General features: G+C 71.6%; 18 protein-coding genes. 15 read left to right on the top strand and 3 right to left on the bottom strand.

Translation table 11 applies throughout. From position 1 onward, the window contains the following. The first annotated feature begins 11 nt into the window (after positions 1–11). The 9 genes from exaC to AOA12_RS20995 all read left to right on the top strand — a co-directional run bounded on the left by exaC (position 12) and on the right by AOA12_RS20995 (position 10,866). Positions 12–1,562, top strand: coding sequence for an acetaldehyde dehydrogenase ExaC (gene exaC, locus AOA12_RS21030; protein ID WP_054686692.1), 1,551 nt, complete (start codon positions 12–14; stop codon positions 1,560–1,562). Positions 1,563–1,770: 208 nt separating this feature from the next. Next, positions 1,771–2,160, top strand: a complete 390-nt coding sequence (locus AOA12_RS21025; protein ID WP_054686691.1) for a DUF779 domain-containing protein — start codon at positions 1,771–1,773, stop codon at positions 2,158–2,160. 81 nt (positions 2,161–2,241) lie between these two features. Then, positions 2,242–2,667 carry a hypothetical protein gene (locus tag AOA12_RS23960; RefSeq protein ID WP_231637148.1) on the top strand — a complete coding sequence of 142 codons (426 nt, stop codon included), beginning with the start codon at positions 2,242–2,244 and terminating at the stop codon, positions 2,665–2,667. Then, a complete protein-coding gene (locus AOA12_RS21020) occupies positions 2,667–3,422 on the top strand; it encodes a Fic family protein (protein ID WP_231637147.1) in 756 nt (251 codons plus the stop codon). Before AOA12_RS23960 ends, AOA12_RS21020 begins: the two co-directional genes overlap by 1 nt. A 139-nt stretch (positions 3,423–3,561) precedes the next feature. Continuing rightward, entirely contained in the window at positions 3,562–5,214 is a 1,653-nt protein-coding gene (locus tag AOA12_RS21015; protein ID WP_054686690.1) for an ABC transporter substrate-binding protein, read from the top strand. Between the two features lie 186 nt (positions 5,215–5,400). Continuing rightward, positions 5,401–7,056, top strand: coding sequence for an ABC transporter substrate-binding protein (locus AOA12_RS21010; RefSeq protein ID WP_054686689.1), 1,656 nt, complete (start codon positions 5,401–5,403; stop codon positions 7,054–7,056). Between the two features lie 69 nt (positions 7,057–7,125). Further along, positions 7,126–8,214: an ABC transporter permease gene (locus AOA12_RS21005; protein ID WP_054686688.1), complete on the top strand. Its 1,089-nt coding sequence runs from the start codon at positions 7,126–7,128 to the stop codon at positions 8,212–8,214. 1 nt (position 8,215) lies between these two features. Further along, on the top strand, positions 8,216–9,220 hold the full coding sequence (locus AOA12_RS21000; RefSeq protein ID WP_054686687.1) for an ABC transporter permease: 1,005 nt from the start codon (positions 8,216–8,218) through the stop codon (positions 9,218–9,220). Beyond that, complete coding sequence (locus tag AOA12_RS20995; RefSeq protein ID WP_054686686.1) at positions 9,220–10,866, top strand: ABC transporter ATP-binding protein; 1,647 nt, start codon at positions 9,220–9,222, stop codon at positions 10,864–10,866. Before AOA12_RS21000 ends, AOA12_RS20995 begins: the two co-directional genes overlap by 1 nt. A 502-nt stretch (positions 10,867–11,368) precedes the next feature. Here AOA12_RS20995 and AOA12_RS20990 read toward each other — a convergent pair. Next, positions 11,369–12,580, bottom strand: coding sequence for a hypothetical protein (locus AOA12_RS20990; protein ID WP_054686685.1), 1,212 nt, complete (start codon positions 12,578–12,580; stop codon positions 11,369–11,371). A 153-nt stretch (positions 12,581–12,733) separates the two neighbouring features. Here AOA12_RS20990 and AOA12_RS20985 point away from each other — a divergent pair, with 153 nt between their 5' ends. From AOA12_RS20985 to AOA12_RS20965, 5 genes are all read left to right on the top strand, one after another. Beyond that, entirely contained in the window at positions 12,734–13,867 is a 1,134-nt protein-coding gene (locus AOA12_RS20985; RefSeq protein ID WP_054686684.1) for a glycosyltransferase, read from the top strand. Continuing rightward, complete coding sequence (locus AOA12_RS20980) at positions 13,864–14,118, top strand: glutaredoxin family protein (protein WP_054686683.1); 255 nt, start codon at positions 13,864–13,866, stop codon at positions 14,116–14,118. The genes AOA12_RS20985 and AOA12_RS20980 overlap by 4 nt, the downstream gene beginning before the upstream one ends. 171 nt (positions 14,119–14,289) lie before the next feature. Continuing rightward, positions 14,290–16,092 (top strand): aldehyde dehydrogenase family protein, encoded by a 1,803-nt coding sequence (locus AOA12_RS20975; protein WP_231637146.1) that lies wholly within the window; start codon positions 14,290–14,292, stop codon positions 16,090–16,092. Continuing rightward, complete coding sequence (locus tag AOA12_RS20970) at positions 16,089–17,762, top strand: GMC family oxidoreductase (protein ID WP_054686682.1); 1,674 nt, start codon at positions 16,089–16,091, stop codon at positions 17,760–17,762. Before AOA12_RS20975 ends, AOA12_RS20970 begins: the two co-directional genes overlap by 4 nt. 134 nt (positions 17,763–17,896) lie before the next feature. Further along, positions 17,897–20,590, top strand: a complete 2,694-nt coding sequence (locus AOA12_RS20965; RefSeq protein ID WP_054686681.1) for a cation-translocating P-type ATPase — start codon at positions 17,897–17,899, stop codon at positions 20,588–20,590. Between the two features lie 9 nt (positions 20,591–20,599). On the opposite strand, the gene pip is transcribed toward AOA12_RS20965, so the two are convergent. Both pip and ypfJ read right to left on the bottom strand, forming a co-directional pair. Next, positions 20,600–21,565, bottom strand: coding sequence for a prolyl aminopeptidase (pip, locus tag AOA12_RS20960; protein WP_054686680.1), 966 nt, complete (start codon positions 21,563–21,565; stop codon positions 20,600–20,602). Between the two features lie 2 nt (positions 21,566–21,567). After that, positions 21,568–22,443, bottom strand: a complete 876-nt coding sequence (ypfJ, locus tag AOA12_RS20955; RefSeq protein ID WP_054686679.1) for a KPN_02809 family neutral zinc metallopeptidase — start codon at positions 22,441–22,443, stop codon at positions 21,568–21,570. A 107-nt stretch (positions 22,444–22,550) separates the two neighbouring features. Here ypfJ and AOA12_RS20950 point away from each other — a divergent pair, with 107 nt between their 5' ends. After that, positions 22,551–23,552, top strand: coding sequence for a malate dehydrogenase (locus tag AOA12_RS20950; RefSeq protein WP_054686678.1), 1,002 nt, complete (start codon positions 22,551–22,553; stop codon positions 23,550–23,552). The last annotated feature ends 11 nt before the right edge of the window (positions 23,553–23,563 follow it).

The raw sequence follows: 23,563 nt of genomic DNA, 5'->3' as shown, positions 1-23,563 counted from the left end.
AAGGAGACATCATGACCATCGTCGAAGAAGCAGCCCCCTCGACCACCTACGCCGCTCCCGGCCAACCCGGTGCGAAGGCCGACTACCGCGCGCGGTACGGCCACTACATCGGCGGCGAGTTCGTCGAGCCGATCAAGGGGGAGTACTTCGAGAACATCACCCCCGTCACCGGCAAGCCGTTCACCGAGGTGGGCCGCGGCACGTCGAAGGACGTCGACCGCGCCGTCGACGTCGCGTGGAAGGCCTTCGAGTCGTGGAAGCGCACGACGCCGGCCGAGCGCGCCGTCATCCTCAACAAGATCGCCGACCGCATCGAGCAGAACCTCGAGCGCATCGCCGTGGCCGAGACCTGGGAGAACGGCAAGCCCGTGCGCGAGACCCTCGCCGCCGACATCCCCCTCGCGATCGACCACTTCCGCTACTTCGCGGGCGTGCTGCGCGCGCAGGAGGGCTCGCTGAGCCAGATCGACGAGGACACGGTCGCGTACCACTTCCACGAGCCGCTCGGCGTCGTGGGGCAGATCATCCCGTGGAACTTCCCGATCCTCATGGCCACGTGGAAGCTCGCCCCGGCGCTCGCCGCGGGCAACTGCGTCGTGCTGAAGCCGGCCGAGCAGACGCCGGCATCCATCCTGTTCCTGTTCGACATCATCGGCGACCTGCTGCCGGCGGGCGTCGTGAACATCGTCAACGGGTTCGGCATCGAGGCGGGCGCGCCGCTGGCGCAGCACAAGCGCATCCGCAAGGTCGCGTTCACGGGCGAGACCACGACCGGCCGGCTGATCATGCAGTACGCGTCGCAGAACCTCATCCCCGTCACGCTCGAGCTCGGCGGCAAGAGCGCGAACGTCTTCTTCGAGGACGTCGCCCGCGACAAGGACGCCTACTACGACAAGGCGCTCGAGGGATTCACCTTCTTCGCCCTCAACCAGGGCGAGGTCTGCACGTGCCCGTCGCGCGCACTCATCCAGCGCTCGATCTACGACCGGTTCCTCGGCGACGGCCTCGACCGGGTCGGCAAGATCGTGCAGGGCAACCCGCTCGACCTGAACACGATGATCGGCGCGCAGGCGTCGAACGACCAGCTGGAGAAGATCCTCTCCTACATCGACATCGGCAAGCAGGGCGGCGCGAAGCTGCTCGCCGGCGGCGAGCGGGTCGACCTCGGCGGCGATCTGAGCGACGGCTACTACGTCGCCCCGACGGTGTTCGAGGGCACGAACGACATGCGCATCTTCCAGGAGGAGATCTTCGGGCCCGTGGTCTCGGTCACGAGCTTCGACGACTTCTCCGACGCCATCTCGATCGCCAACGACACGCTCTACGGCCTGGGTGCGGGCGTGTGGAGCCGGTCGGGCGACACCGCCTATCGCGCGGGCCGAGAGATCGAGGCCGGTCGCGTGTGGACGAACACCTACCACCAGTACCCGGCGCACGCCGCGTTCGGCGGGTACAAGCAGTCGGGCATCGGCCGCGAGAACCACCTCAAGATGCTCGACCACTACCAGCAGACGAAGAACCTGCTCGTGTCCTACGCCGAAGGCGCGATGGGCTTCTTCTGATCCGCCGCCCTCCGCCTGCGCGCTCACCCCGCCCTCCTCGCCCGCCGAACGCCGAGAGTGCGTTCGGCGGCCGAGAGTGCATCTGGCGGCCGAGGATGCCGGTGGCATCTGCTCGCTCGGCCGCCCGATGCACTCTCGCGGGGCTGGGGGCTGGCGCGGGGGGTGGGGGGCGGGGGCGCTGCGGGGGCGGACGTGTAGGGAAGGGAGAATGGGGATGGGGTATTCGCGGGTGGCGGTGAGTGAGACGGCGGCGGCGTTGCTGCGCGATCTCACGAAGCGGCACGGCAAGCTCATGTTCCACCAGTCGGGCGGGTGCTGCGACGGCAGCTCGCCCATGTGCTATCCGGTGGGCATGTTCATCACGGGGCCGAGCGACGTGAAGCTCGGCGACCTCGACGTGGGTCTCGACGACCCCATCGAGGTGTACATGTCGGAGGCGCAGTTCGAGTACTGGAAGTACACGCATCTCACGATCGACGCCGTGCCCGGGCGCGGCGCCGGCTTCAGCGTCGAGGGCCCCACGGGCATGCGCTTCCTCATCCGGTCGCGTATGCTCGACGAGGCCGAGCTGCAGCACTTCGGCCTCGCGACGGGCTGAGGGCCGCGGGGGACGTGGGCGGGGTCGTCGTCGGCTCTGTGAGCGGGTCACTGATTCAGGGAAGCGCCATAGACTGAAATAGTGCTGGACGCTGTTTCATCCTCCCCCTGGCCCGCGCACACGATCGAGCGGCGCGAGTGGCGGCAGCGCGTGCGCGGCGGCAGTCGTGAGGGCCGCATGCTGCGGCACGTGGACGTCTGGATCCCGCCCCTCATCGCATCGCTCGACGCGGAGATCGATCCGGCATCCCTGTCTCGCGTCGAGGAGGCCGTCGTCGAGATCTCGAGGACGGATGCAGGGGGGCATCCCCCGTCGTCGGCGCTGGCCCGTTTCCTGCTGCGCGGAGAGTCGGTCGCGTCGTCGAAGATCGAGCGGATCTCCGCGAGCACCGAGGACTATGCGCGCGCGCTCGGCGGCAGCCGCGCGAACGCCAGTGCGTCGAGCATGGTCGCCGCGTCCGCGGCGCTGCACCGGCTCGTCGATGGTGCGATGCGCACCGCGCCCTGATGGCCGACGATCCCGGCGAAGCCGCTTACGCCGGGCGCGTGCGCGACATGCAGAACTGGATCGGGGGAAGCGATCACAGTCCGCGCGACGCGCTCTTCGTGCCGCCGCCCCCGGAGATCGTCGGCTCGCTGCTCGACGATCTGCTCTCCTGGGTGGCCCGCGACGACATGCCCGCGCTGGTGCAGGCGACGATCGCGCACGCGCAGTTCGAGTCGATCCATCCCTTCACCGACGGCAACGGCCGCATCGGCAGGGCGCTCATCAGCGCCGTGCTCCGCCGCCGGGGCATCGCCCGCAACGTCGTCATGCCGCTCGCCAGCGGGCTGCTCGAAGAACGCGACGCGTACTTCGACGCCCTCACCGCGTATCGTCGCGGTGACCCCCTGCCGATCATCGCCGTCGTGACGCGGTCGGCCCGGGTGGCGGCCGTGGAGGCGCGCCGATCGATGGAGACGCTGCGCTCGCTGCCGGCCGAGTGGGCGGAACTGCTCGGAGGCCGCCGGAGCACCGTGACGGCGCGACTCATCGAGACGTTCACGGACGACCCCGTCATGACGAGCGCGCAGCTGCCGGGCAGGGTCGACGCGGCACCGGCCGCCGTGTACGCGGCCCTCGACCGGATGGTGCAGGCGGGCGTGCTCACCGAGATCACCGGCCGCAAGCGCGACCGCGTCTGGGCCGCCCCCGACGTGCTGGGTGAGCTCGACGAGCTCGACCGCCGCGTGCGCGCCGTGCTGCGCGCCGACCGCCGCTGATCTCCGCCGAGCCCCGCGGGGCGGTTGCGGTCGGGTTACAAAGCGTTAATGTGACGCGTGGTGCGCGTGGGAGCAGGAAGAATGGGAGGTTGGGGCTGTCTGTCGACGGCGCCGTTCGTCTGACTGTGGGGGGAACCATATGTCACTGCGCACCCGCGGCCGTGGCCGCATCGGTGTCGTCGCCGTGCTCGCTCTGTCGACGGCGCTGCTGGCCGGATGCGGGGGCGAGGAGTCCGTGCCCGAGCCGGTCGAGAGCACCGACAGCGTGCCGGTCGATCCGCGCGTGCTCATCGGCACGACCGAGCGGGTGACGGCGCTCGACCCGGCGGCGGCGCAGGACCGCGCGTCGTACGCCGTGCAGTCGCAGGTGTTCCCGTATCTCCTGGGCGTGCCCTACAGCAGCACGACGCCGGTGCCCGACCTCGCCGAGTCGGCCGAGTTCACCGACGACGACGAGTACACGGTGCGCCTTCCCGCGGGGCTCACGTGGGCCAACGGCAACGCGCTGACCTCCTCCGACGTCAAGTTCTCGTTCGAGCGGATGCTGCAGATCGCCGCCCCGGGCGGGCCCGCGCACATGCTCGGCAACCTCGACTGGATCGACGCCCCCGACGAGACGACCGTCGTCTTCCACCTGAAGAACAGCGACGATCCGCTCTTCCCGCAGGTGCTCGCGAGCTTCCCCGGCGCGATCGTCGACGAGGAGGTCTTCGCGTTCGACGCCGTGACCCCCGACCAGGCGATCGTGGACGCCGGCGCCTTCGGCGGCCCGTACACGATCTCCTCGTGGGGCGACGGCACGTCGATCGAGCTCGCGCCCCACGACGGCTACCGGGGCCTCGCCGGCGCCCCGGCCAACGAGGGCGTCGTGATCTCCGTCCACCCCGACGCCGACGGTCTCACGCGCGCGCTCGAGGAGCGCGAGGTCGACGTCGTCTTCCACGGGCTGAGCCCCGCCGCGATCTCCGAGCTGCAGAGCCGTGACGGCTTCCAGGCGATCCGCGCCGACGGCGGCGAGGTGCGCTCGCTCGTGTTCGATCTCGCGACCCAGCCCTACGGGTGGTCGACCGACGAGGCGTACCGGTTCGGCGCGCAGTCGGTGCGCCAGGCCGTCGCCGACGTCATCGACCGCGAGGCGATCGCGCAGCAGGTGTACCAGGGCACGGCGACGCCGCTGTACTCCTATGTGCCGGTGGGGCTCGAGGGCTCGTTCGACGTGCTCATGCCGCGCTACGGCGACGGCGACGGCGGTCCCGACGTCGAGCAGGCCGCGCGCCGGCTCGACGAGGCAGACCTCGACATCCCCGTCGCGATCCGTCTGTACTTCAGTCCCGAGCGCTACGGCCAGGTCGCGGGCGAGGAGTTCGCCCTCATCGAGACGCAGCTCGAGGCGTCGGGCCTGTTCGACGTCGAGCTCGTCGCGACCGACGGATCGCACGGCGTGGTCGCCGATGAGAAGCCGCCCGTCTACCAGCTCGGCTGGGGCCCCGTGATCCCGGATGCCGACCACTACCTGCGTCCGCTCTTCCTCGCCGAGAACGTGCTGGGCAACGGCTACGACTACTGGGGCGTCAACGACCTCCTGCGCGAGCAGGCGCGCGAGACCGACCCGGTCGCGCGCGTGACGCAGATCGAGGACGTGCAGAAGCTGCTCGCCGAAGACCTGCCCGTCGTGCCGCTGCTGCAGCTGCAGCAGGTCGCGGTCGCGGGCACCGACGTCGCGGGCGTGCTGCTCGACTCCTCGTACCGCCTGCGCTTCGCGACGCTGACGAAGGGCGTCCTCGGCGAGTAGCCGCGGGGGCACCGACCGCGGCATCCGCGTCCCGCGCGATTGTGGGCGGGGTCCAAGAAACTCGGCGACGGTTGCATTCTCGTTACAAAACGGTGGCGCTGTGCGTTTTCCGCGACGCCGGGAGGAAGATGTCGGTTTGGGCCCGCCCACCGACGGGGCCTTCGTTCCACTGCAGAGGTAGTACATATGTCACTGCGCAACACCCACCGGGGCCGTCTGGGCCTCACGATCGGCGCGCTCGGCGCGTCGGCCATCCTTCTCGCCGGCTGCGGCGGCGGTGGCGGCAACACCGCGACCGACGGCGGCGGCACCGACGGCGGATCGTCGGCGTCGGGCGAGCCGATCATCGTCGGCACGACCGACAAGGTCACGACGCTCGACCCCGCCGGCTCGTACGACAACGGATCGCTCGCGGTGCAGATCCAGGTCTTCCCCTACCTGGTCAACACCGACTACAACAGCACCGAGGTCGTGCCCGACCTGGCCGAGTCGGCCGAGTTCACGTCACCCACCGAGTACACGGTGAAGCTGCCCGCGGGCCTCAAGTGGGCCAACGGCAACGACCTCACCTCGTCGGACGTGAAGTTCTCGTTCGAGCGCAACCTGAAGATCGCCGACCCCAACGGCGCGTCGAGCCTGCTCTACAACCTCGACAGCGTCGAGACGCCCGACGACACGACGGTCGTGTTCCACCTGAAGACCGAGAACGACCAGGTCTTCCCATTCATCCTCACGAGCTTCCCCGGCGCGATCGTCGACGAGGAGGTCTTCTCGGCCGACGCCGTCACGCCCGACAAGGACATCGTGGACGCGAACGCCTTCGGCGGTCCGTACGCGATCACCGCGTGGGACTTCAACAAGTCGGTCGAGTTCACGCCCAACGAGAACTACCAGGGCCTGCTCGACCCCGCCGAGAACGGCGGCGTGATCCTCAGCTACTTCGCCGAGTCGTCGAACCTCAAGCTCGCGGTGCAGCAGGGCGACATCGACGTGGCCTACCGCAGCCTGTCGGCGACCGACGTCGCCGACCTGCAGGGCAACGACAGCGTCAAGGTCGTCGACGGCCCCGGCGGCGAGATCCGCTACATCGTGTTCAACTTCAACACGCAGCCGTACGGTGCGACGACCGCCGAGGCCGACCCGGCCGAGGCCCTCGCCGTGCGCCAGGCGATCGCCGACCTCATCGACCGCGACGAGATCTCGGAGCAGGTCTACAAGGGCACCTACACGCCGCTCTACTCGTACGTCCCCGAGGGCTTCGCGGGAGCGACCGAGGCGCTCAAGGGCCTCTACGGTGACGGCGACGGCGGACCGGATGCCGCGAAGGCGAAGGCACGTCTCGAGGCGGCGGGCGTCACGACCCCCGTGGCGCTGAGCCTGCAGTACAGCCCCGACCACTACGGACCCTCGTCGGGCGACGAGTACGCCCTGGTCAAGGCGCAGCTGGAGGCCGACGGCCTGTTCACGGTCGACCTCAAGTCGACCGAGTGGGTGCAGTACGCCAAGGACCGCACGGCCGACGTGTACCCGGCGTACCAGCTCGGATGGTTCCCGGACTACTCCGACGCCGACAACTACCTCACGCCGTTCTTCCTGATCAACAACTTCCTGGGCAACCACTACGAGAACCAGGAGGTCAACGACCTCATCCTGCAGCAGGCGGTCGAGACCGACCCGGCCCAGCGCACGGCGGAGATCGAGAAGATCCAGGAGCTCGTCGCGGGCGACCTGTCGACGCTGCCCTTCCTGCAGGGCGCCCAGGTGGCCGTGGCCGGAACCGACGTCGATGGCGTGATCCTCGACGCGTCGTTCAAGCTGCGCTTCGCCCCTGTCACGAAGTAGCCGCGCCGATCCCCGGCCGTCGAGCGTGTCACGCTCGACGGCCGGGGACGTCTCCCCGAGGATTCATCCATGACGAGTGACGTCGCCCTGGCCCCGCCCGGCCCGCATCCGGCATCCGCGAGACGCGGCCGCGCGAGCGGCGGGTCGCTCGGCCGCTACATTCTGGTGCGGTTCCTGCTCATGATCCCGACGGTGCTGATCCTCGTCACGCTCGTCTTCTTCCTCATCCGCCTCACGGGCGACCCCATCACGGCGGCGCTGGGCGGCCGGCTGCCCGCCGACCAGCTGGCCCAGCGCATCCACGAGGCGGGCTACGACCGGCCCGTGATCATCCAGTACTTCGAGTACCTCGGACAGATCCTCACCCTCAACTTCGGCACGACGATCACCGACAACCAGCCCGTCACGCAGGTGCTGCTCACCTACGGCGGGGCGACGTTCGAGCTGGTGTTCTACTCGCTCATCGTCGCGTTCATCGTCGGCATCCCGCTCGGCATGGTCGCCGCGGCGCTGCGCGACCGCTGGCCCGACGCCCTGCTGCGCGTCGGCGCGATCCTCTTCTACGCGACCCCCGTGTTCTTCTCCGGCCTCGTCGGCAAGCTCGTCTTCGCCGTATGGCTCGGCTGGCTGCCCGTGTCGGGCCGCGCGAACGTGCGCACCGAGATCGCGCTGAACCGCGAGGGCGGCACGGGCATCTACCTCATCGACGCGATCGCATCGGGCAACGCGGCCTACGTCGGCGACGTGCTCGCGCACGCCGTGCTGCCCGCGGTCACGCTGGGCCTGCTCACGGCCGGCATCTTCCTGCGGCTCGTGCGCACCAACGTCATCGGCACCTACAACATGCCCTACATCGACGCGGCCCGCTCGCGGGGCGTCTCGGAGCCGCGGCTCGTGCGCACGCACGCGTTCAAGCCCGCGCTCATCCCGATCATCACCGTCATCGGCCTGCAGATCGCGCTCATGCTCGGCGGCGCCGTGCTCACCGAGACGACCTTCGAGTGGAAGGGGCTCGGGTTCCAGCTGGCCGCCTACCTCGCCGCCCGCGACTTCGTCGCCGTGCAGGGCATCGTCGCGATGATCGCGATCATCGTGGCCGTGACCAACTTCGTCGTCGACATCGTCGCCGCCTTCATCGACCCGAGGGTGAGGTACTGACATGGCCTCCACCGAGACCACGTCGCGGAAGCCGAGCCTGTGGGGCCGGCTGCCCGTGGTGCACCAGTTCCGGCAGAGCGTGGGACTGCAGCGCGGCATGCTCGTCGCGGGCCTCGTGCTCACCGGCGTCTTCCTGGTGAGCGCGATCTTCGCACCGCTGCTCGCCCCCTACGGCTACAACCAGCTGCGCGGGCCGGAGGGCAACTTCGGCGCGCAGCAGGCGCCGAGCGCCGCGCACCTGCTCGGCACGACCGTCGGCGGCTACGACGTGCTCTCGCGCGTCATCTGGGGCGCCCAGACAGCGCTCATGGTGATCGTCGTCGCCCTCGTGCTGTCGGTGTTCCTCGGCATCCTGCTCGGCCTCGTCTCGGGCTACCTCGGCGGCTGGGTCGACCGCGTGCTCGTCGTCGTCGCCGACGCGATCTACGCGTTCCCCACGCTGCTGCTGGCGATCGTCGCCGCGATCGCGATCAGCGGGGGGCAGTCGGGCCTGTGGCCGGGCGTCTTCGCGGCGGCCGTGTCGATCACCGTCGTGTTCGTGCCGCAGTACTTCCGCGTCGTGCGCGCCGAGGTCGTGCGGGTCAAGGCCGAGGCGTTCGTCGAGTCGGCGAAGGTGATCGGCGCCTCGACGCCGCGCATCATGTTCCGGCACGTGCTGCGCAACTCGACGCGCACGCTGCCGCTCATCGTCACGCTCAACGCTTCGGAGGCGATCGCGACCCTCGCCGCCCTCGGCTTCCTCGGCTTCGGCATCGAGCCGACGGCGGCCGCCGAGTGGGGCTTCGACCTCAACAAGTCGATCAGCGACGTCGCGGCCGGCATCTGGTGGACGGCGATCCCGCCCGGCCTCGCGATCGTGCTGGCGGTGCTCGGCATCACGCTCATCGGCGAGAGCCTCAACGACCTGGCCGATCCGCGTCTGCGCGCGCGGCGCCGGGCGAAGGCGCAGACGCCCGCCGACGCGGCTGTGGCCGAGGCGGCGGCCATCCCGGGAGAGGTGCAGTGATGAGCGAGACCGACGCCCGCGCGGTCGACATCCGCGACCTGAACGTCACCTTCGCGACCGACGGCGGCGACGTGCGCGCGGTGCGCGGCGTGAACCTCGACGTGCGGCGCGGCGAGGTGCTGGCCGTGGTCGGCGAGTCGGGCAGCGGCAAGACCGTGACCGCGCGCTCGATCCTGGGCCTGCTGCCCGAGACGGCGCTCGTGCGCGGCGCGGTCGTGCTCGAGGGCACCGATGTCGTGACGTTGGATGCCGCGGGTCTGCGCCGCATCCGCGGCACGAAGGCCGCGATGATCTTCCAGGAGCCGTCGACGGCGCTCAACCCCGTCTACACGGTGGGCTGGCAGCTCGCCGAGGGCCTGCGCGCGCACGGCGGCGTGTCGAGGAAGGATGCCCGGGCGCGCGCGATCGAGATGCTCGGACGCGTCGGCATCCCCGAGCCCGAGCGCCGCGTCGACGACTTCCCGCATCAGTTCTCGGGCGGACAGAAGCAGCGCATCGTCATCGCGATGGCGCTCGCGCTGCGGCCGGCGGTCATCATCGCCGACGAGCCGACGACTGCGCTCGACGTGACCGTGCAGGCCGAGATCCTCGACCTGCTGCGGCGCCTGCGCGACGAGACGGGCACGGCGATCGTGCTCATCACGCACAACATGGGCGTCGTCGCCGACCTCGCCGACCGCGTCGCGGTGATGTACGAGGGCGAGATCGTCGAGACCGCGCCCGTGCGCGAGCTGTTCGCGCACCCGAGGAACGACTACACGCGGCGGCTGCTCGCCGCGGTGCCGCGCGTGCAGCTCGTCGAGCGCGAGGCTCCGGCGGCCGGTGCGGAGCCCGTGGTCGTCGCCGACGGGCTCGTGATCGAGTACGCGGGGCGGCTGGGCCGTTCCGGCTTCCGCGCGGTGGACGGCGTCGACTTCACGATCGCGCCCGGCGAGGTGCTGGGCCTCGTGGGCGAGAGCGGGTCGGGCAAGACGACGATCGGCCGCGCGATCGCGGGTCTCACGCCCGTCGCCGGCGGCTCGCTGCGCGTGCTCGGCACCGAGATGCGCGGCGTGCGCGAGCGCGACTTCCGGCCGCTGCGCCGCGACATCGGCTTCGTCTTCCAGGACCCCGCCACGAGCTTCAATCCGTTGCTGACGATCGCGCAGTGCGTCGCGGAGCCCCTCATCGTGCACGGCGTGGCGAAGGATGCCGCCGACGCCCGTCCGCGCGTCGACGAGCTGCTCGAGGCGGTGCAGCTGCCCCGCGCGTTCGGCGACCGTTTTCCGCACGAGCTCTCGGGCGGGCAGCGTCAGCGCGCCTCGCTGGCCCGCGGCATCGCGCTGGAGCCGAAGCTGCTCATCGCCGACGAGCCGACGAGCGCGCTCGACGTGTCGGTGCAGGCGCGCGTGCTGGAGCTGTTCGGTGAGCTGCAGGAGCGGTTCGGCTTCGCGACGCTGTTCATCACGCACGATCTCGCGGTGGTCGACATGCTCGCGCACCGCATCGTGGTGCTGCACCGCGGCAGTGTCGCCGAGCAGGGGCCCACGGCCCGCGTGCTCGGCGCCCCCGCCGACGACTACACCCGCCGGCTCATCGCGTCGCTGCCCGTGCCCGACCCCGTCGAGCAGGCCGCCCGCCGCGCCCAGTGGCGCGCAAGCCTCTAAGCCTAGCGCGCCGCACCCCGCCCCGCCGGTTGGGTAGCCGCCGCGGTCGCGCACCCCTCCCCGCTGGTTGAGTAGCCCGCGGAGCGGGCGTATCGAAACCCGTGTAGCGGCCCATGGGAAGGATCTCGATACACTCGCGGCTCCGCCGCGAGCACTCGATCAGCGGGGTGGTGAGGGAGCCCGCCCCTGCCGCGAGCACTCGGTCGGCGGGGTGGTGAGGGAGCCCGCCTCCCCGCTGGTTGGGTAGCCGCCGCGGTTGCGCACCCCGCCCCGCTGGTTGAGTAGCCCGCGCAGCGGGCGTATCGAAACCCGTGTAGCGGCCCGTGGGAGGGATCTCGATACACTCGCGGCTCCGCCGCGAGCACTCGATCAGCGGGTGTCAGCGGGTGTGGGAGCCCGCCCCCGCCGTGAGCACTCGGTCGGCGGGGTTGAACCGCGGCGAAGTGCGGGTGCTGGCGACACGCACCCGCACATTGCCGCGGTTGAAGCGCATCCGCGCCCGTCAGCGGCGGAAGATCACGTCGAGGATGCCGATGCTGTTGCCGAAGAAGGCCAGCAGGATGCCGATCACGGCGATGACGATCGCGGGCCAGGGGATGCCGCGCTGCAGGCGCCGCCCCTGCCGGGCGACGCCGGGCGGCGGTCGCAGGGGTGCGACGGGCGCGGCGAACGGGAGCGTGTCGTGCGGTGCCGCCCCCGCTGCGTGCGGCGCCGCCCCCGCGACCGCCGGTCTCGACGGCGCGGCGGGCGGCAGGGATGCCCGGTGCGCGAGCCGCTCGTCGCGCCAGCGCTCCCACTGCGCGAACTTGTCCAGAAAGGCGCCCACCACCGAGAACAGCCACGCCCACGTCACCGGGTCGAGGGTGGAGAAGTCACGCTTGGCGTAGAGGAACATCCAGTCGTCGACGACCTCGACGTCGAGCGCCGCGGCGTTGTCGATGAAGCGCGCCATGATGTCGGGCGTGAACAGGTACAGCGCGTCGCGCTCGTACTCGCGCGGACAGTACAGCGTGAAGTACCGGTCGAAGTCGCCCTCCAGGCTCAGCACCTGGTCCTTGTGGAACACGGCCGGCAGATTGGAGCCGAAGAACGAGTTGTTGCTCCTCGCGTCGAGCACGATGTGCGGCAGCGGCGACGACAGCTTCACCGCGACGTATCCCCAGTGGTACGTCGTCGAGTTCTTGCCCGAGCTCACGGTGTAGCGGTGGTTGCCGAACTCGACGAACCGCGGCTGATGCCCGCGCACGACGTCGAGCGCCTTGCGGTCGCTGCCGAGTCCGAAGATCATGCCGGGCAGGGGCGGGTTGGCGGACACCGCGTGCCATTCCATGCTGTTCGCCCGCGCGAAGGCGTCGAGCCGATACCGGCGCTCGGCCGTGCGGTTGCCGAAGACCGTGAACCACGCCACCGCGAGCACGCCGAGTGCGACGAGGCCCGGCACGACGACCATGATCCACATCGGCCAGGGCACGGCGTGGCCCTGCGCCGCCGACGTGACGACGCCCGCGAGCATCATGAGGGCCGTGCCGCCGAACACCATGCCGACGATCACGAGCAGCACGATGGACAGCACCGCCGAGATCGACGAGCTCTGCGGCAGCCGGCCCTCGCGACGCAGCCGCTCGCGATGCGCCTTGACGGTCGCGCGGTCGACCGGGTCGGTGAGCGCGCGGGCGTCGAAGGGGAAGGATGCCGCGGTCTGCCGCGCGCTCACGCGGTCACCCCGGCATCCATTCTCACGGTCGGCTGCATCCGTCCACGGTACCGGGTGGGGGTTGTCCACAGGCAGGCGAATCAGAGGGCAGGCATAGCTTGCGCCGATAGGGTGAGACGGTCCCCGGCCGCCGCGCGAAAGTAGCACTGCCCGATGGAGTTGTCCGTCATCGTTCCGACCTTCAACGAGGGACCGAACATCGCCGAACTGCTCGAGCGCATCGGGGCGCAGCTCGCCGGCACCGCGTTCGAGGTGATCTTCGTCGACGACTCCACCGACGACACCCCCGGCATCATCGCGCGGGAGGCGGCCGCCACCGGCTTTCCGGTGCGTCTGATCCACCGCGACGAGCCGGTCGCGGGTCTCGGCGGCGCCGTCGTCGAGGGCTTCCGCGCCGCCCGCGCCCGCTGGTGTCTCGTGATGGACGGCGATCTGCAGCATCCCCCCGAGGACATCCCCCGGCTGCGGGAGCGCGCCGCAGCGGGCGACGTGGACGTCGTCGTCGCGTCGCGCTACGTCTCGGGCGGCACCGCGAACGGGCTCGCCGACGTCACCCGCACGACCGTGTCCCGGCTGTCGACGATGCTCACGAAGGCGATGTTCCCGCGCAAGCTCGCGGCCTGCACCGACCCCATGACGGGGTTCTTCCTGCTCGACACCGACGCCGTCGACATCGAGTCGTTGCGGCCGCGCGGCTTCAAGATCCTGCTGGAGATCCTCGCGCGCCGGCAGCTGCGGGTCGCCGAGGTGCCGTTCGACTTCGCCGCGCGGCACGCGGGCCTGTCGAAGGCGTCGCTCACGCAGGGCGTGCGCTTCCTCACGCAGCTCACGATGCTGCGGTTCGGCCGCATGTCGGCGTTCGCGCTCGTCGGCGGCGCCGGCGCGATCGCGAACCTGGTGATCATGTGGGGGCTGATCCGGCTCGGCTTCGACTACATCCCCGCGGCGCTCATCGCGAGCGAGATCACGATCGTGGGCAACTTCCTGCTGCTCGAGTACCTCGTGTTCGCCGACATGCGCGACGACTCGGGGCGCATGCGCGACCGGTTCGTGAAGTCGTTCGCGTTCAACAACATCGAGGCGATCGTGCGCATCCCCGTGCTGTGGGTGCTCGTCGAGGGCGCGCACTTCCCGAGCGTGTTCGCCGCGGCGCTCACCCTGCTCGTCGCGTTCATCGCGCGGTTCCTCTTCCATGCGCTCGTCGTCTACGGTCCCAGGAAGCGCCGTGCCGCGACGACGGCCGCGCCGGAGCCGGTGCGCGCCGCGGGCCGTAGCCTGGATACATGAGCCAGCAGAACCTGACGATGTTCGGCGCCGAATGGTGCCGCGACTGCCGCCGCACGAAGGCACAGCTCGACGGACTGGGCGTCGAGTACACCTACGTCGACCTCGAGGCCGATCCGTCGGCCGCCGACGTCGCACGCGAGATCTCGGGGCGCACCAACATCCCCGTCGTCGTGTACCCCGATGCGACGCACCACGTGGAGCCCACGAACGAGGACGTCGAGGCCAAGCTGCGCGAGCTGAACCTCATCTGAGACGCGCCCGCGCGCGGGCGCGTCCGAACTCCTCCGATTCGGGCCGGCGAACGGCCGGAAGCCGCCGAGAACGAGTCGGCGCGCACGGATCGGAGGAGTTACGGCACCGGGCGTTCCGTGACACCGGGTGTCACTCGTATGCTGAACGCGTCCCACCCGAAGGAGAGTGCCGTGACGTCGACCGCGAAGCCCGCCTCGAAGACCAGCCCCGCGCCGCCCGAGTCCGCGCCGCCCGAGCCTGCGCCGCCCGGGCCCGAGCTGCCGGTCGCCGTGCGCGAGGCGCTGGATGCCGACATCGCCGCCCTCCGTGCGGGCTCGCGCGCGTGGAGCCTCCTGACCCTCGGCCAGCGCGCCACGCTGCTGCGGCGCGTGCGCGCCGCGACGGTCGGCGTCATCGAGGAGTGGGCCGACGTCGCCGCGACGTCGAAGGGCCTCGACCCGACGCACCCCCTGCGCGGCGAGGAGTGGCTCTCGGGCCCCTACGCCGTGCTCGTCACGCTGGACGCCTACGCCGACACGCTCGACAGGCTCACGAGGGGCCAGAGCCCTCTGGCATCCGTCCGCTTCGGAGACGCCCCCGGCGACCGCACGGTCGTGCACACCTCGCCCCTCGACGCCGTGGACGGCCTGCTGCTCTCGGGCTTCACGACCGAGGTGTGGCTGCGCCCCGGCGTCAGCGCGGCCGACGCGCGGGATCGCGCGGGGCTCGCGCAGCGCACGCCCGGCGAGGCGGGCGGCATCGGGCTCGTGCTCGGGGCGGGCAACATCACGTCGATCCCGGTGCTCGACGTGCTCTACGAGCTGCTCGCCGGAGCCCGCACCGTGCTGCTCAAGGTCAACCCGACGCAGGACGCGCTCGTGCCCGTGTTCGAGCGCGCGCTCGCGCCGCTGCTCACGATGGGCGTCCTGCGCATCGTGCGCGGCGGCGGCGACGTCGGTGCATACCTCACCCGGCATCAGGCGATCGACCACGTGCACATCACGGGCTCCGAGGCGACCTTCGAGACGATCGTGTGGGGCGCCGGCGACGAGGCGACGCGCCGGCGGCAGGAGAACCGTCCGCAGCTGCAGGCCCCGATCACGGCCGAGCTCGGCGGGGTGTCGCCGATCATCGTCGTGCCCGGCCGCTGGAGCCGCGCCGACCTGCGCTACCAGGCCGAGCACGTCGTCACGATGCGCCTGCACAACAGCGGGCACAACTGCATCGCGGGCCAGATCGTGATCCTCAGCGCCGACTGGCCCCAGCGGGACGACTTCCTGCACGAGCTGCGCGCCGCCTACGACCGCGCGCCGGGCAGACCGGTGTGGTATCCGCACAGCGACGACAGGCTCGCCGCCGCGCGCGACGCGTATCCGGATGCCGCGTGGTGCGGCGACGGCACACGCGCTCTCGTGCGCACGTCGGCCGGCGACGCGGCCGCGCTGGAGACGACGGAGTACTTCGCCCCCGTGCTCGGGGTCGTCGAGCTGCGCGGGACGGGGCAGGAGTTCCTCGACGCCGCCGTCGCATACGCGAACGACGAGCTGACCGGCACGCTCGGCGCCAACGTCCTGATCGACCCGAAGACGCATTCCGTTCTCGGCATGGGGTTCGAGCGTGCGCTCGCCGACCTGCGCTACGGCACGATCGCCGTCAACGCGTGGACCGCCTTCGGCTTCCTCACGCCCACCGCGACGTGGGGCGCGTTCCCGGGCGGCACGCTGGAGCATGCCCCGAGCGGCATCGGCGTCGTGCACAACGCGCTGCTGCTCGACGACGTGGAGCGCACCGTCGTGCGCGGCCCGTTCCGCCCGTTCCCCCGCGCGCTGGCCTCGATCCTCCGCACCGGCAGGGAGTTCACGGTGCTGCCGAAGCCGCCGTGGTTCGTGACCTCGCGCACGGCGGCCGTCGTGTGCGAGGGCTTCACGAGGTTCCGCGCGGACCGCGACTGGCCTCGCCTGGCGGTCACGCTCGTGAAGGCGTTCGGCGCATGAGCCGCGCGCGGCGGGCGGCGCGGCGCGGGAAGACCCCGCGGACCCACGAGCTCGATGCCGACTACATCGTCGTGGGCGCGGGCTCGGCGGGCGCCGTGCTTGCGGCGCGGCTGAGCGAGGACCCGCGCGTGAGCGTCGTGCTGCTCGAGGCGGGCCCGCCCGACCGGGCCCTCCAGCTGCATGTTCCGGCGGCGTTCTCCCAGCTGTTCCGCGGCCCCTACGACTGGGGCTACGACACCGTGCCGCAGCCCGCCCTCGAGGGGCGCACGGTGTACTGGCCGCGCGGGCGCACGCTCGGGGGCTCGTCGTCGCTCAACGCCATGATGTGGGTGCGCGGCTTCGCGGCCGACTACGACGAGTGGGCGACGGCGGCCGGCCCGGCCTGGTCGTGGGAGTCGCTCGTCCCGTACTTCGCCAAGGTCGAGCGGGTGCAGGGCGCCGCCCACTGGACGCACGGCACGGCGGGCGCCCAGCCCGTCGAGCGCCAGCGCGATCCCCGTCCGCACACCGCCGCGTTCCTCGAGGCGGCGCGCCAGGCGGGCCACGAGGTGACGCCCCCGAACCTCCCGGAGGGTCAGGGCTTCTCGCAGACGATGGTCATCCAGCACCGCGGTGCGCGGGCGTCGACGGCCGACTCATACCTGCGTCCCGCACGCGGCCGCCGCAACCTCCGCGTCGTGACCGGAGCGTTCGTGCGTCGCATCACGTTCGACGCCGGCGACGGGATGCGCGACGATCCGCCCCGCGCGACCGGCGTCTACGTGGAGATCGACGGCATCACGCGCCACGCGCGGGCGCGGCGCGAGATCGTCCTGTGCGGCGGCGCGATCAACACCCCCCAGCTGCTCATGCTGAGCGGCGTCGGACCGGCGGTGCACCTGCGGGAGCACGGCATCCCCGTCGTCGTCGACAGCCCCGGGGTCGGCGAGAACCTGCAGGACCACCTCGTCGCGGGCCTCGCCCCGGCCGCGAAGGGCGGCACGCTCTTCGGCGCGCAGTCGCCCGCCCAGCTCGCGCAGTACCTCTCGCGCCGCCGCGGCATGCTCACGTCGAACGTCGCCGAGGCGTACGGGTTCGTGCGCACGGATGCCGCGGACGACGGCGGCACGCCCGAGGGGCTGCCCGACGTCGAGATCATCTTCGCGCCCGTGCCCTACGTGGGGGAGGGGCTCGTGCCGGCGCCGGGCGAGGGCATCACCGTGGGTGCGATCCTGCTGCGCCCGCGCAGCCGGGGCACGGTGCGGCTGGAGTCGGCCGACCCGCGGCAGGCCGCGCTGATCGACCCCGGCTACCTCAGCGACCCCGACGGGATCGACGCGCGCACGCTGCGCGCCGGGCTGCACGAGTGCGAGCGGCTGCTCGCGACCCCGGCGCTGCGCGCCCTCACCACGGGCGGATGGATCCAGCCCGAGGGCGGCGCGTCGATGACCGCCGACGAGCGCGTGGAGAGGTCGATGCGACGGTACTCGCACACCCTGTACCACCCGGTCGGCACGGCCCGCATGGGCGACGATGCGGCATCCGTCGTCGATCCCGAGCTGCGCGTGCGCGGCGTGCGCGGGCTGCGGGTCGCCGACGCTTCCGTCATGCCGACCGTCGTCCGCGGCCACACGCACGCCCCGGCGATGGTGATCGGCGAGGTCGCGGCGGCGCTGCTGCGCGACCGGTGAGCGCGGTCCGGGCGCGCCGCCGGGCGCGCCTCCGAGAACCCCTCCGAGAACCCTTCCGGGGCCGCGGAGGCGGCCGATAGGGTTCGAGTGGGCACGGCCGCACGGAGCCGACGCGGCGCCCGGATGGGAGCGCCATGACCGACGCCGCGTGGTTCACTCAGGACGCCGACGCCGTCGTCGCCGCACTCGGCGGCGACCCGCAGAACGGCCTCACGTCGGCCGAGGCGGCGGCACGGCTGGCATCCCACGGTCCCAACGCGATCGCCGCCGAGCCCGCGCCGTCGGTCTGGCAGCTGGCGCTGAAGCAGCTCGCCGACCCCATGAACATCATGCTCGTGGCCGTCGCGGTGATCAGCTTCTTCATCGATCAGACCCCGGTCGGCGTGCTCGTCGGCACCCTCGTGATCCTCAACGTCGTGCTCGGCACGCGGCAGGAGCTCAAGGCCCAGGCATCCGTCGACGCCCTCGCGAAGCTGCAGATCCCCCGGGCGCGCGTCGTGCGCGACGGCACCCAGCTCGCGGTGCCCGCGGTCGATCTCGTGCCCGGCGACATCGTCTCGCTCGAGGCGGGCGATCTCGTGCCCGCCGACGGGCGCCTGCTGCGCTCGGCGACGCTGGAGACCCAGGAGGCCGCGCTCACCGGGGAGAGCGCCCCCATCGCGAAGGATCCCGCGCCGCTCGCCGACCCGGACACGGCGCTCGGCGACCAGACCGCCATGGTGTTCCAGAACACGCAGGTCACCCGCGGCACTGCGACGATGATCGTCACCGAGACGGGCATGGCGACGCAGATGGGCCGCATCGCGTCGATGCTGTCGGCCGTCGTGCCCGGGAAGTCGCCGCTGCAGCGCGAGCTGGGCGCCCTCACCCGCGTGCTCGGCATCGTCGCATGGAGCGCCGTCGGCATCATCGTCGTGCTCGGGCTGCTGCGCGGGCAGGAGCTGGCATCCGTCATCCTGGTGGCCGTGTCGATGGCGATCTCGGCGATCCCCACCGGCATGCCCACCTTCGTGCAGGGCATGCTCTCGCACGGGTCGAAGCAGCTCGCCGACCACCGGGCGATCGTCAAGAACCTCGCCGACGTCGAGACGCTCGGCGCGACGAGCGCGATCAACTCCGACAAGACGGGGACGCTCACCCTCAACGAGATGACGGTGCAGAGCCTGTACTTCCGCGACGAGTGGTTCACCGTGAGCGGCGGCGGATACGCCAAGACGGGCGAGCTGCGCGGCGTCGCCGGCGCCCCGGCCCCCGACTTCACCGCCCTCGCCTACGGGCTGTGCCTGTGCAGCGACGCGACCGTGTCGGATGCCGGCGCCGTCGTCGGCGACCCGACCGAGGCGGCGCTCGTCGTGCTCGCCGCCAAGATCGGCGCCGACGCCGAGCTGACGCGGCGCACCTACCCGCGCGTCGCGGAGGTGCCGTTCGACTCCGCGTACAAGTTCATGGCGACGTTCCACCGCGTGCCCTGGGGCGGGGAGCGCGGGCGGGAGCGCCTGCTCGCGGCGGTCAAGGGCGGCCCCGACGTCGTGCTCGCCCGCTGCGACCGCGCCCTCACGGCCGGCGGCGAGGTCGTGCCGATCGCGCAGGCGCGCGAGCGGATCGAGGAGGCGAACCGCTCGCTGTCGGAGCAGGGCCTGCGCGTGCTCGCGTTCGCGTACCGCGACGTCGACGAGCTCGGGACGCGGGTCGCGGCCGACCCCATGTCGACCGTCGAGGACCTCGTGTTCACGGGACTCGTCGGCATCATCGACCCGCTGCGGCCGTCGTCGGTCGAGGCCGTGCGCATCGCGCACGAGGCGGGCATCGAGGTGCGGATGATCACGGGCGACCACGCGGTGACCGCGTCGGCGATCGGCGCGCAGCTCGGCCTCGGGCCGGGCGCGGCGAGCGGCGCGCAGATCCAGGCGATGAGCGACGACGAGCTGCGGGCCGCGCTCCCCGGCATCCACGTCTTCGGTCGCGTGACGCCCGAGGACAAGCTGCGTCTCGCGCGCCTCATGCAGGAGCAGGGCGACATCGTCGCGATGACCGGGGACGCCGTCAACGACGCCGCCGCGCTCAAGCAGGCCGACATCGGCGTCGCGATGGGCTCGGGCAGCGAGGTGACCAAGCAGGCGGGGAACATGATCCTCACCGACGACAACTTCGGCACGCTCGTCACCGCGATCCGGCTCGGCCGCGCGATCTACGAGAAGATCGTCGCCTACGTGCGGTTCCAGATGTCGCTGCTGTTCTCGCTCGTGCTGCTGTTCCTCGCGGCGAGCGTGTTCTCGATCAACGACGGCGTGCCGCTCACGCCGCTCATGGTGCTGTTCCTCAACTTCTTCACGACCGCGTTCCCGCTGCTCGTCATCATGCTCGACCCCGTGCCCGACGACATCATGTCGAGGCCGCCGCGCGACCCGAAGGTGACGATCGCGCGGCCCGCCGCCGTCGTGCAGTGGCTCGTCTACGGCACGGCGATGTTCCTCACGACGCTCGTGCCGCTGCTCGTGCGGGGCGGCGACCTGCACGGCGCCGAGCCGAGCGTGCCCGTCACGATGGCGTTCGTCGTCGCGTCGTTCGGCGCGATCCTCGGCGGCCTCACGATCCGCCGCGACCCCGGCTCGGGCCTCGTGGCGCCCATCGCCGGAGCCGCGAGGCTGCTCGCGATCCCCGCCGTGGTGACCGTGCTCGCCGTGGAGCTCGACGTCGCGCAGCGGCTGCTCGGCACGGTGTCGCTCACGGGCGGCGAATGGCTGCTGTCGCTCGGCCTCGCCCTGGTGGTCCCGATCGTCGTCGAGACCGAGAAGGCGATCCGCCGCGCCGCCGCCCGCGAGCGCTGAGCGCGCCGGCTACCGGAAGCGGTCGGTCGCGTCGCGCAGCGCGCGGGCGATGCCGGGCTCGCTCGCGGCATGACCGGCATCCGGCACGACGACGAAGTCGGCCTCGGGCCACGCGCGGTGCAGGTCCCACGCGGTCATCGTGGGCGTGCACACGTCGTAGCGACCCTGCACGATGACGGCCGGGATGTCGCGGATCGCGCCGACGTCCTCGATCAGCTGCCCCTCGCGGAACCAGCCGCCGTGCAGGAAGTAGTGGTTCTCGATGCGCGCGAACGCGACCGCCGTCTCGGGAGAGGTCATCGCCTCGACCGTCGACTCGTCGCGCCGCAGAGTGATCGTCGCCGCCTCCCACGTGGTCCACGCGAGACCCGCCGGCACGTGCACCTCGGGGTCGGGGTCGGAGAGCCGCCGGTGATAGGCCTCGATGAGCCGCCCCCGCTCGGCGGGCGGGATCGGCTCGAGGTACGCCTCCCACAGGTCGGGGAAGAGCGCCTGCGCGCCGCCCTCGTAGAACCACTCCAGCTCGTGGCGGCGCAGCGTGAAGATGCCGCGCAGCACGATCTCGCTCACGGCATCCGGGTGCGTCTGCGCGTAGGCGAGGGCGAGCGCCGATCCCCACGACCCGCCGAACACCATCCACCGGTCGATGCCGAGGTTGCGGCGCAGCAGCTCGATGTCGGCGACGAGGTGCCACGTCGTGTTGTGGCGCAGGTCGGCGTCGGGCGCGCTCGCGTGCGGGGTCGATCGGCCGCAGCCGCGCTGGTCGAAGAGGATGATGCGGTACACCTCGGGGTCGAAGAAGCGCCGGTGCCACGGCGACGTGCCGCCGCCCGGCCCGCCGTGCAGGAACACGACCGGCTTGCCCTCGGGGTTGCCCGACTGCTCCCAGTACAGCCGGTTGCCCTCGCCGACGATCAGCTCGCCCTTCTCGTAGGGCTTGATCTTCGGGTACAGGATGTCGTCGAGGTGCTTCATGCTCACAGGTCCCTCCCCGCGACGGCGAACGTGTCGCACTGCTGCAGGTCGTACGAATAGCCGGTCGCGAACCAGCGCTGACGCTGCTCGCTCGACCCGTGGGTCCAGCTCTCGGGGTTCACGCGCCCCGACTGCGCCTGGATGTGGTCGTCGCCGACCGTCGCGGCGGCGTTCAGGGCGTCGCGCAGCTGCGCCTCGGTGGGCGGCTGCAGGAACGTCACGCCGTTGCGGTCCTTCTCGTTCGCGGCACTCGCGACCCACGCGCCCGCATAGCAGTCGGCCTGCAGCTCCATGCGCACGCCGTTGCTCTCGGGGCCCGTGCCGTTGTTCGGGTGCGCGTCCATGACGCCCGTGATGTGCTGGATGTGGTGGCCCCACTCGTGCGCGAGCACGTACATCTGGGCGAGCGACCCGGCCTCGGCGCCGAACTGCTGCTGCAGCAGGCCGAAGAACGTGGGGTCGATGTAGACGGTCTCGTCGGCGGGGCAGTAGAAGGGACCCGTGGCGTTGGACGCCGTGCCGCACGGCGACGACGTCGCGCCGTCGACGATCACGAATCCGGGCGCGCGATAGCCCTCCACGCGGTCGTCCCAATAGGCGTCGAGCACCAGCTGCGTGGCCGCGAGGCGGCAGGCGTCGTCGGTGTTGGCATCCTGGCCCGTCTCGCAGTTCTGCACGGTCTCGCCCTGCGCGCCCGGCGCCGGGGCGCTGTCGCCCCCGCCGCCGAGGAGGCCGGAGAAGTCCTGGCCCGTGAACAGATTGAGCAGCAGCACGGCGATGGCGCCGAGGCCGACGACACCGCCGCCGGCGATGGCGGCGTTGCGTCCGCGGCGCTTGGCGGAGCTGCCGCGCACATCGGCGTTGGGGTTGAACGTCATGCGAGAACCGTATCTCCCGCGTCGCCCGTTCGCCGTCGTGACGTGCCGATTGTTATTCCCCGGCCCACGCCCTGGGCCGTGTCGGGGAATCCGCCTAGGCTCGATCCATGGATGCCACCACCGTCACCGTCACCGGAGCGGGCGGCCAGATCGGCTACGCCCTGCTGTTCCGCATCGCCGAGGGAGCCATGCTCGGCGCCGACCGTCCCGTGCGCCTGCGCCTGCTGGAGATCCCGCAGGGCGTGAAGAGCGCCGAGGGCGCCGCGCTCGAGCTGCAGGACTGCGCCTTTCCGCTGCTCGCCGACGTGGAGGTGACCGACGACCCCGCCGTCGCCTTCGCCGGCGCGAACATCGCGCTGCTCGTCGGCGCGCGTCCGCGCTCGGCCGGCATGGAGCGCGGCGACCTGCTCGCGGCGAACGCCGGCATCTTCGGGCCGCAGGGCCGTGCGATCGGCGAGGTCGCGGCCGACGACGTGCGCGTGCTCGTCGTGGGCAACCCCGCCAACACCAACGCGCTGATCGCCGCGAGCGCCTCGGGCCTGCCGCCCGAGCGGTTCACCGCGCTCACGCGGCTCGACCACGACCGCGCGATCGGGCAGCTCGCGGCGGTCCTCGAGACGCCCGTCACGGCGATCTCGGGCGTCGCGGTGTGGGGCAACCACTCCGCCACGCAGTTCCCCGACGTGTCGCACGCGACCGTGCACGGCCAGGCCGTGTTCGACGCGCTCGCCGATCGCCTCGGCGGCATCGAGGCCGCGTCGGCGTGGCTCGACGACGAGTTCGTGCCCCGCGTCGCGAAGCGCGGCGCGGAGATCATCGAGGTGCGCGGCTCGTCGTCCGCGGCATCCGCGGCCAACGCCGCCGTGTCGCACATCCGCGACAGCGTGCTCGGCACGGGCGAGGGCTGGACCTCGGCGGCCGTCGTCTCGCACGGCGAGTACGGCGTGCCCGAAGGGCTCGTCTCGTCGTTCCCCGTCACGAGCGACGGCTCGGGATACCGCATCGTCGAGGGCCTCGACATCGACGACCGGGCCCGCGCCCGCATCGACGCGTCGGTCGCCGAGCTCATCGCCGAACGCGACGCCGTGCGCGAGCTCGGGGTGCTGTAGGCCCTCGCCGA

It is taken from the genome of Microbacterium sp. No. 7 (genome assembly GCF_001314225.1).
GTDB lineage: Bacteria > Actinomycetota > Actinomycetes > Actinomycetales > Microbacteriaceae > Microbacterium.
This window is presented reverse-complemented; position numbering and strand designations above follow the sequence as displayed.

What these genes read in the sequence shown, in the direction of transcription:
- AOA12_RS20950 (WP_054686678.1), top strand. Translation starts at nt 22,551, where the DNA reads ATGGATGCCACCACCGTCACCGTCACCGGAGCGGGCGGCCAGATCGGC.
- AOA12_RS21005 (WP_054686688.1), top strand. Translation starts at nt 7,126, where the DNA reads ATGACGAGTGACGTCGCCCTGGCCCCGCCCGGCCCGCATCCGGCATCC.
- AOA12_RS20995 (WP_054686686.1), top strand. Translation starts at nt 9,220, where the DNA reads ATGAGCGAGACCGACGCCCGCGCGGTCGACATCCGCGACCTGAACGTC.
- AOA12_RS21025 (WP_054686691.1), top strand. Translation starts at nt 1,771, where the DNA reads ATGGGGATGGGGTATTCGCGGGTGGCGGTGAGTGAGACGGCGGCGGCG.
- AOA12_RS21010 (WP_054686689.1), top strand. Translation starts at nt 5,401, where the DNA reads ATGTCACTGCGCAACACCCACCGGGGCCGTCTGGGCCTCACGATCGGC.
- AOA12_RS21000 (WP_054686687.1), top strand. Translation starts at nt 8,216, where the DNA reads ATGGCCTCCACCGAGACCACGTCGCGGAAGCCGAGCCTGTGGGGCCGG.
- pip (WP_054686680.1), bottom strand. Translation starts at nt 21,565, where the DNA reads ATGAAGCACCTCGACGACATCCTGTACCCGAAGATCAAGCCCTACGAG.
- AOA12_RS21020 (WP_231637147.1), top strand. Translation starts at nt 2,667, where the DNA reads ATGGCCGACGATCCCGGCGAAGCCGCTTACGCCGGGCGCGTGCGCGAC.
- AOA12_RS20965 (WP_054686681.1), top strand. Translation starts at nt 17,897, where the DNA reads ATGACCGACGCCGCGTGGTTCACTCAGGACGCCGACGCCGTCGTCGCC.
- AOA12_RS21015 (WP_054686690.1), top strand. Translation starts at nt 3,562, where the DNA reads ATGTCACTGCGCACCCGCGGCCGTGGCCGCATCGGTGTCGTCGCCGTG.
- exaC (WP_054686692.1), top strand. Translation starts at nt 12, where the DNA reads ATGACCATCGTCGAAGAAGCAGCCCCCTCGACCACCTACGCCGCTCCC.
- AOA12_RS20980 (WP_054686683.1), top strand. Translation starts at nt 13,864, where the DNA reads ATGAGCCAGCAGAACCTGACGATGTTCGGCGCCGAATGGTGCCGCGAC.
- ypfJ (WP_054686679.1), bottom strand. Translation starts at nt 22,443, where the DNA reads ATGACGTTCAACCCCAACGCCGATGTGCGCGGCAGCTCCGCCAAGCGC.
- AOA12_RS20970 (WP_054686682.1), top strand. Translation starts at nt 16,089, where the DNA reads ATGAGCCGCGCGCGGCGGGCGGCGCGGCGCGGGAAGACCCCGCGGACC.
- AOA12_RS20985 (WP_054686684.1), top strand. Translation starts at nt 12,734, where the DNA reads ATGGAGTTGTCCGTCATCGTTCCGACCTTCAACGAGGGACCGAACATC.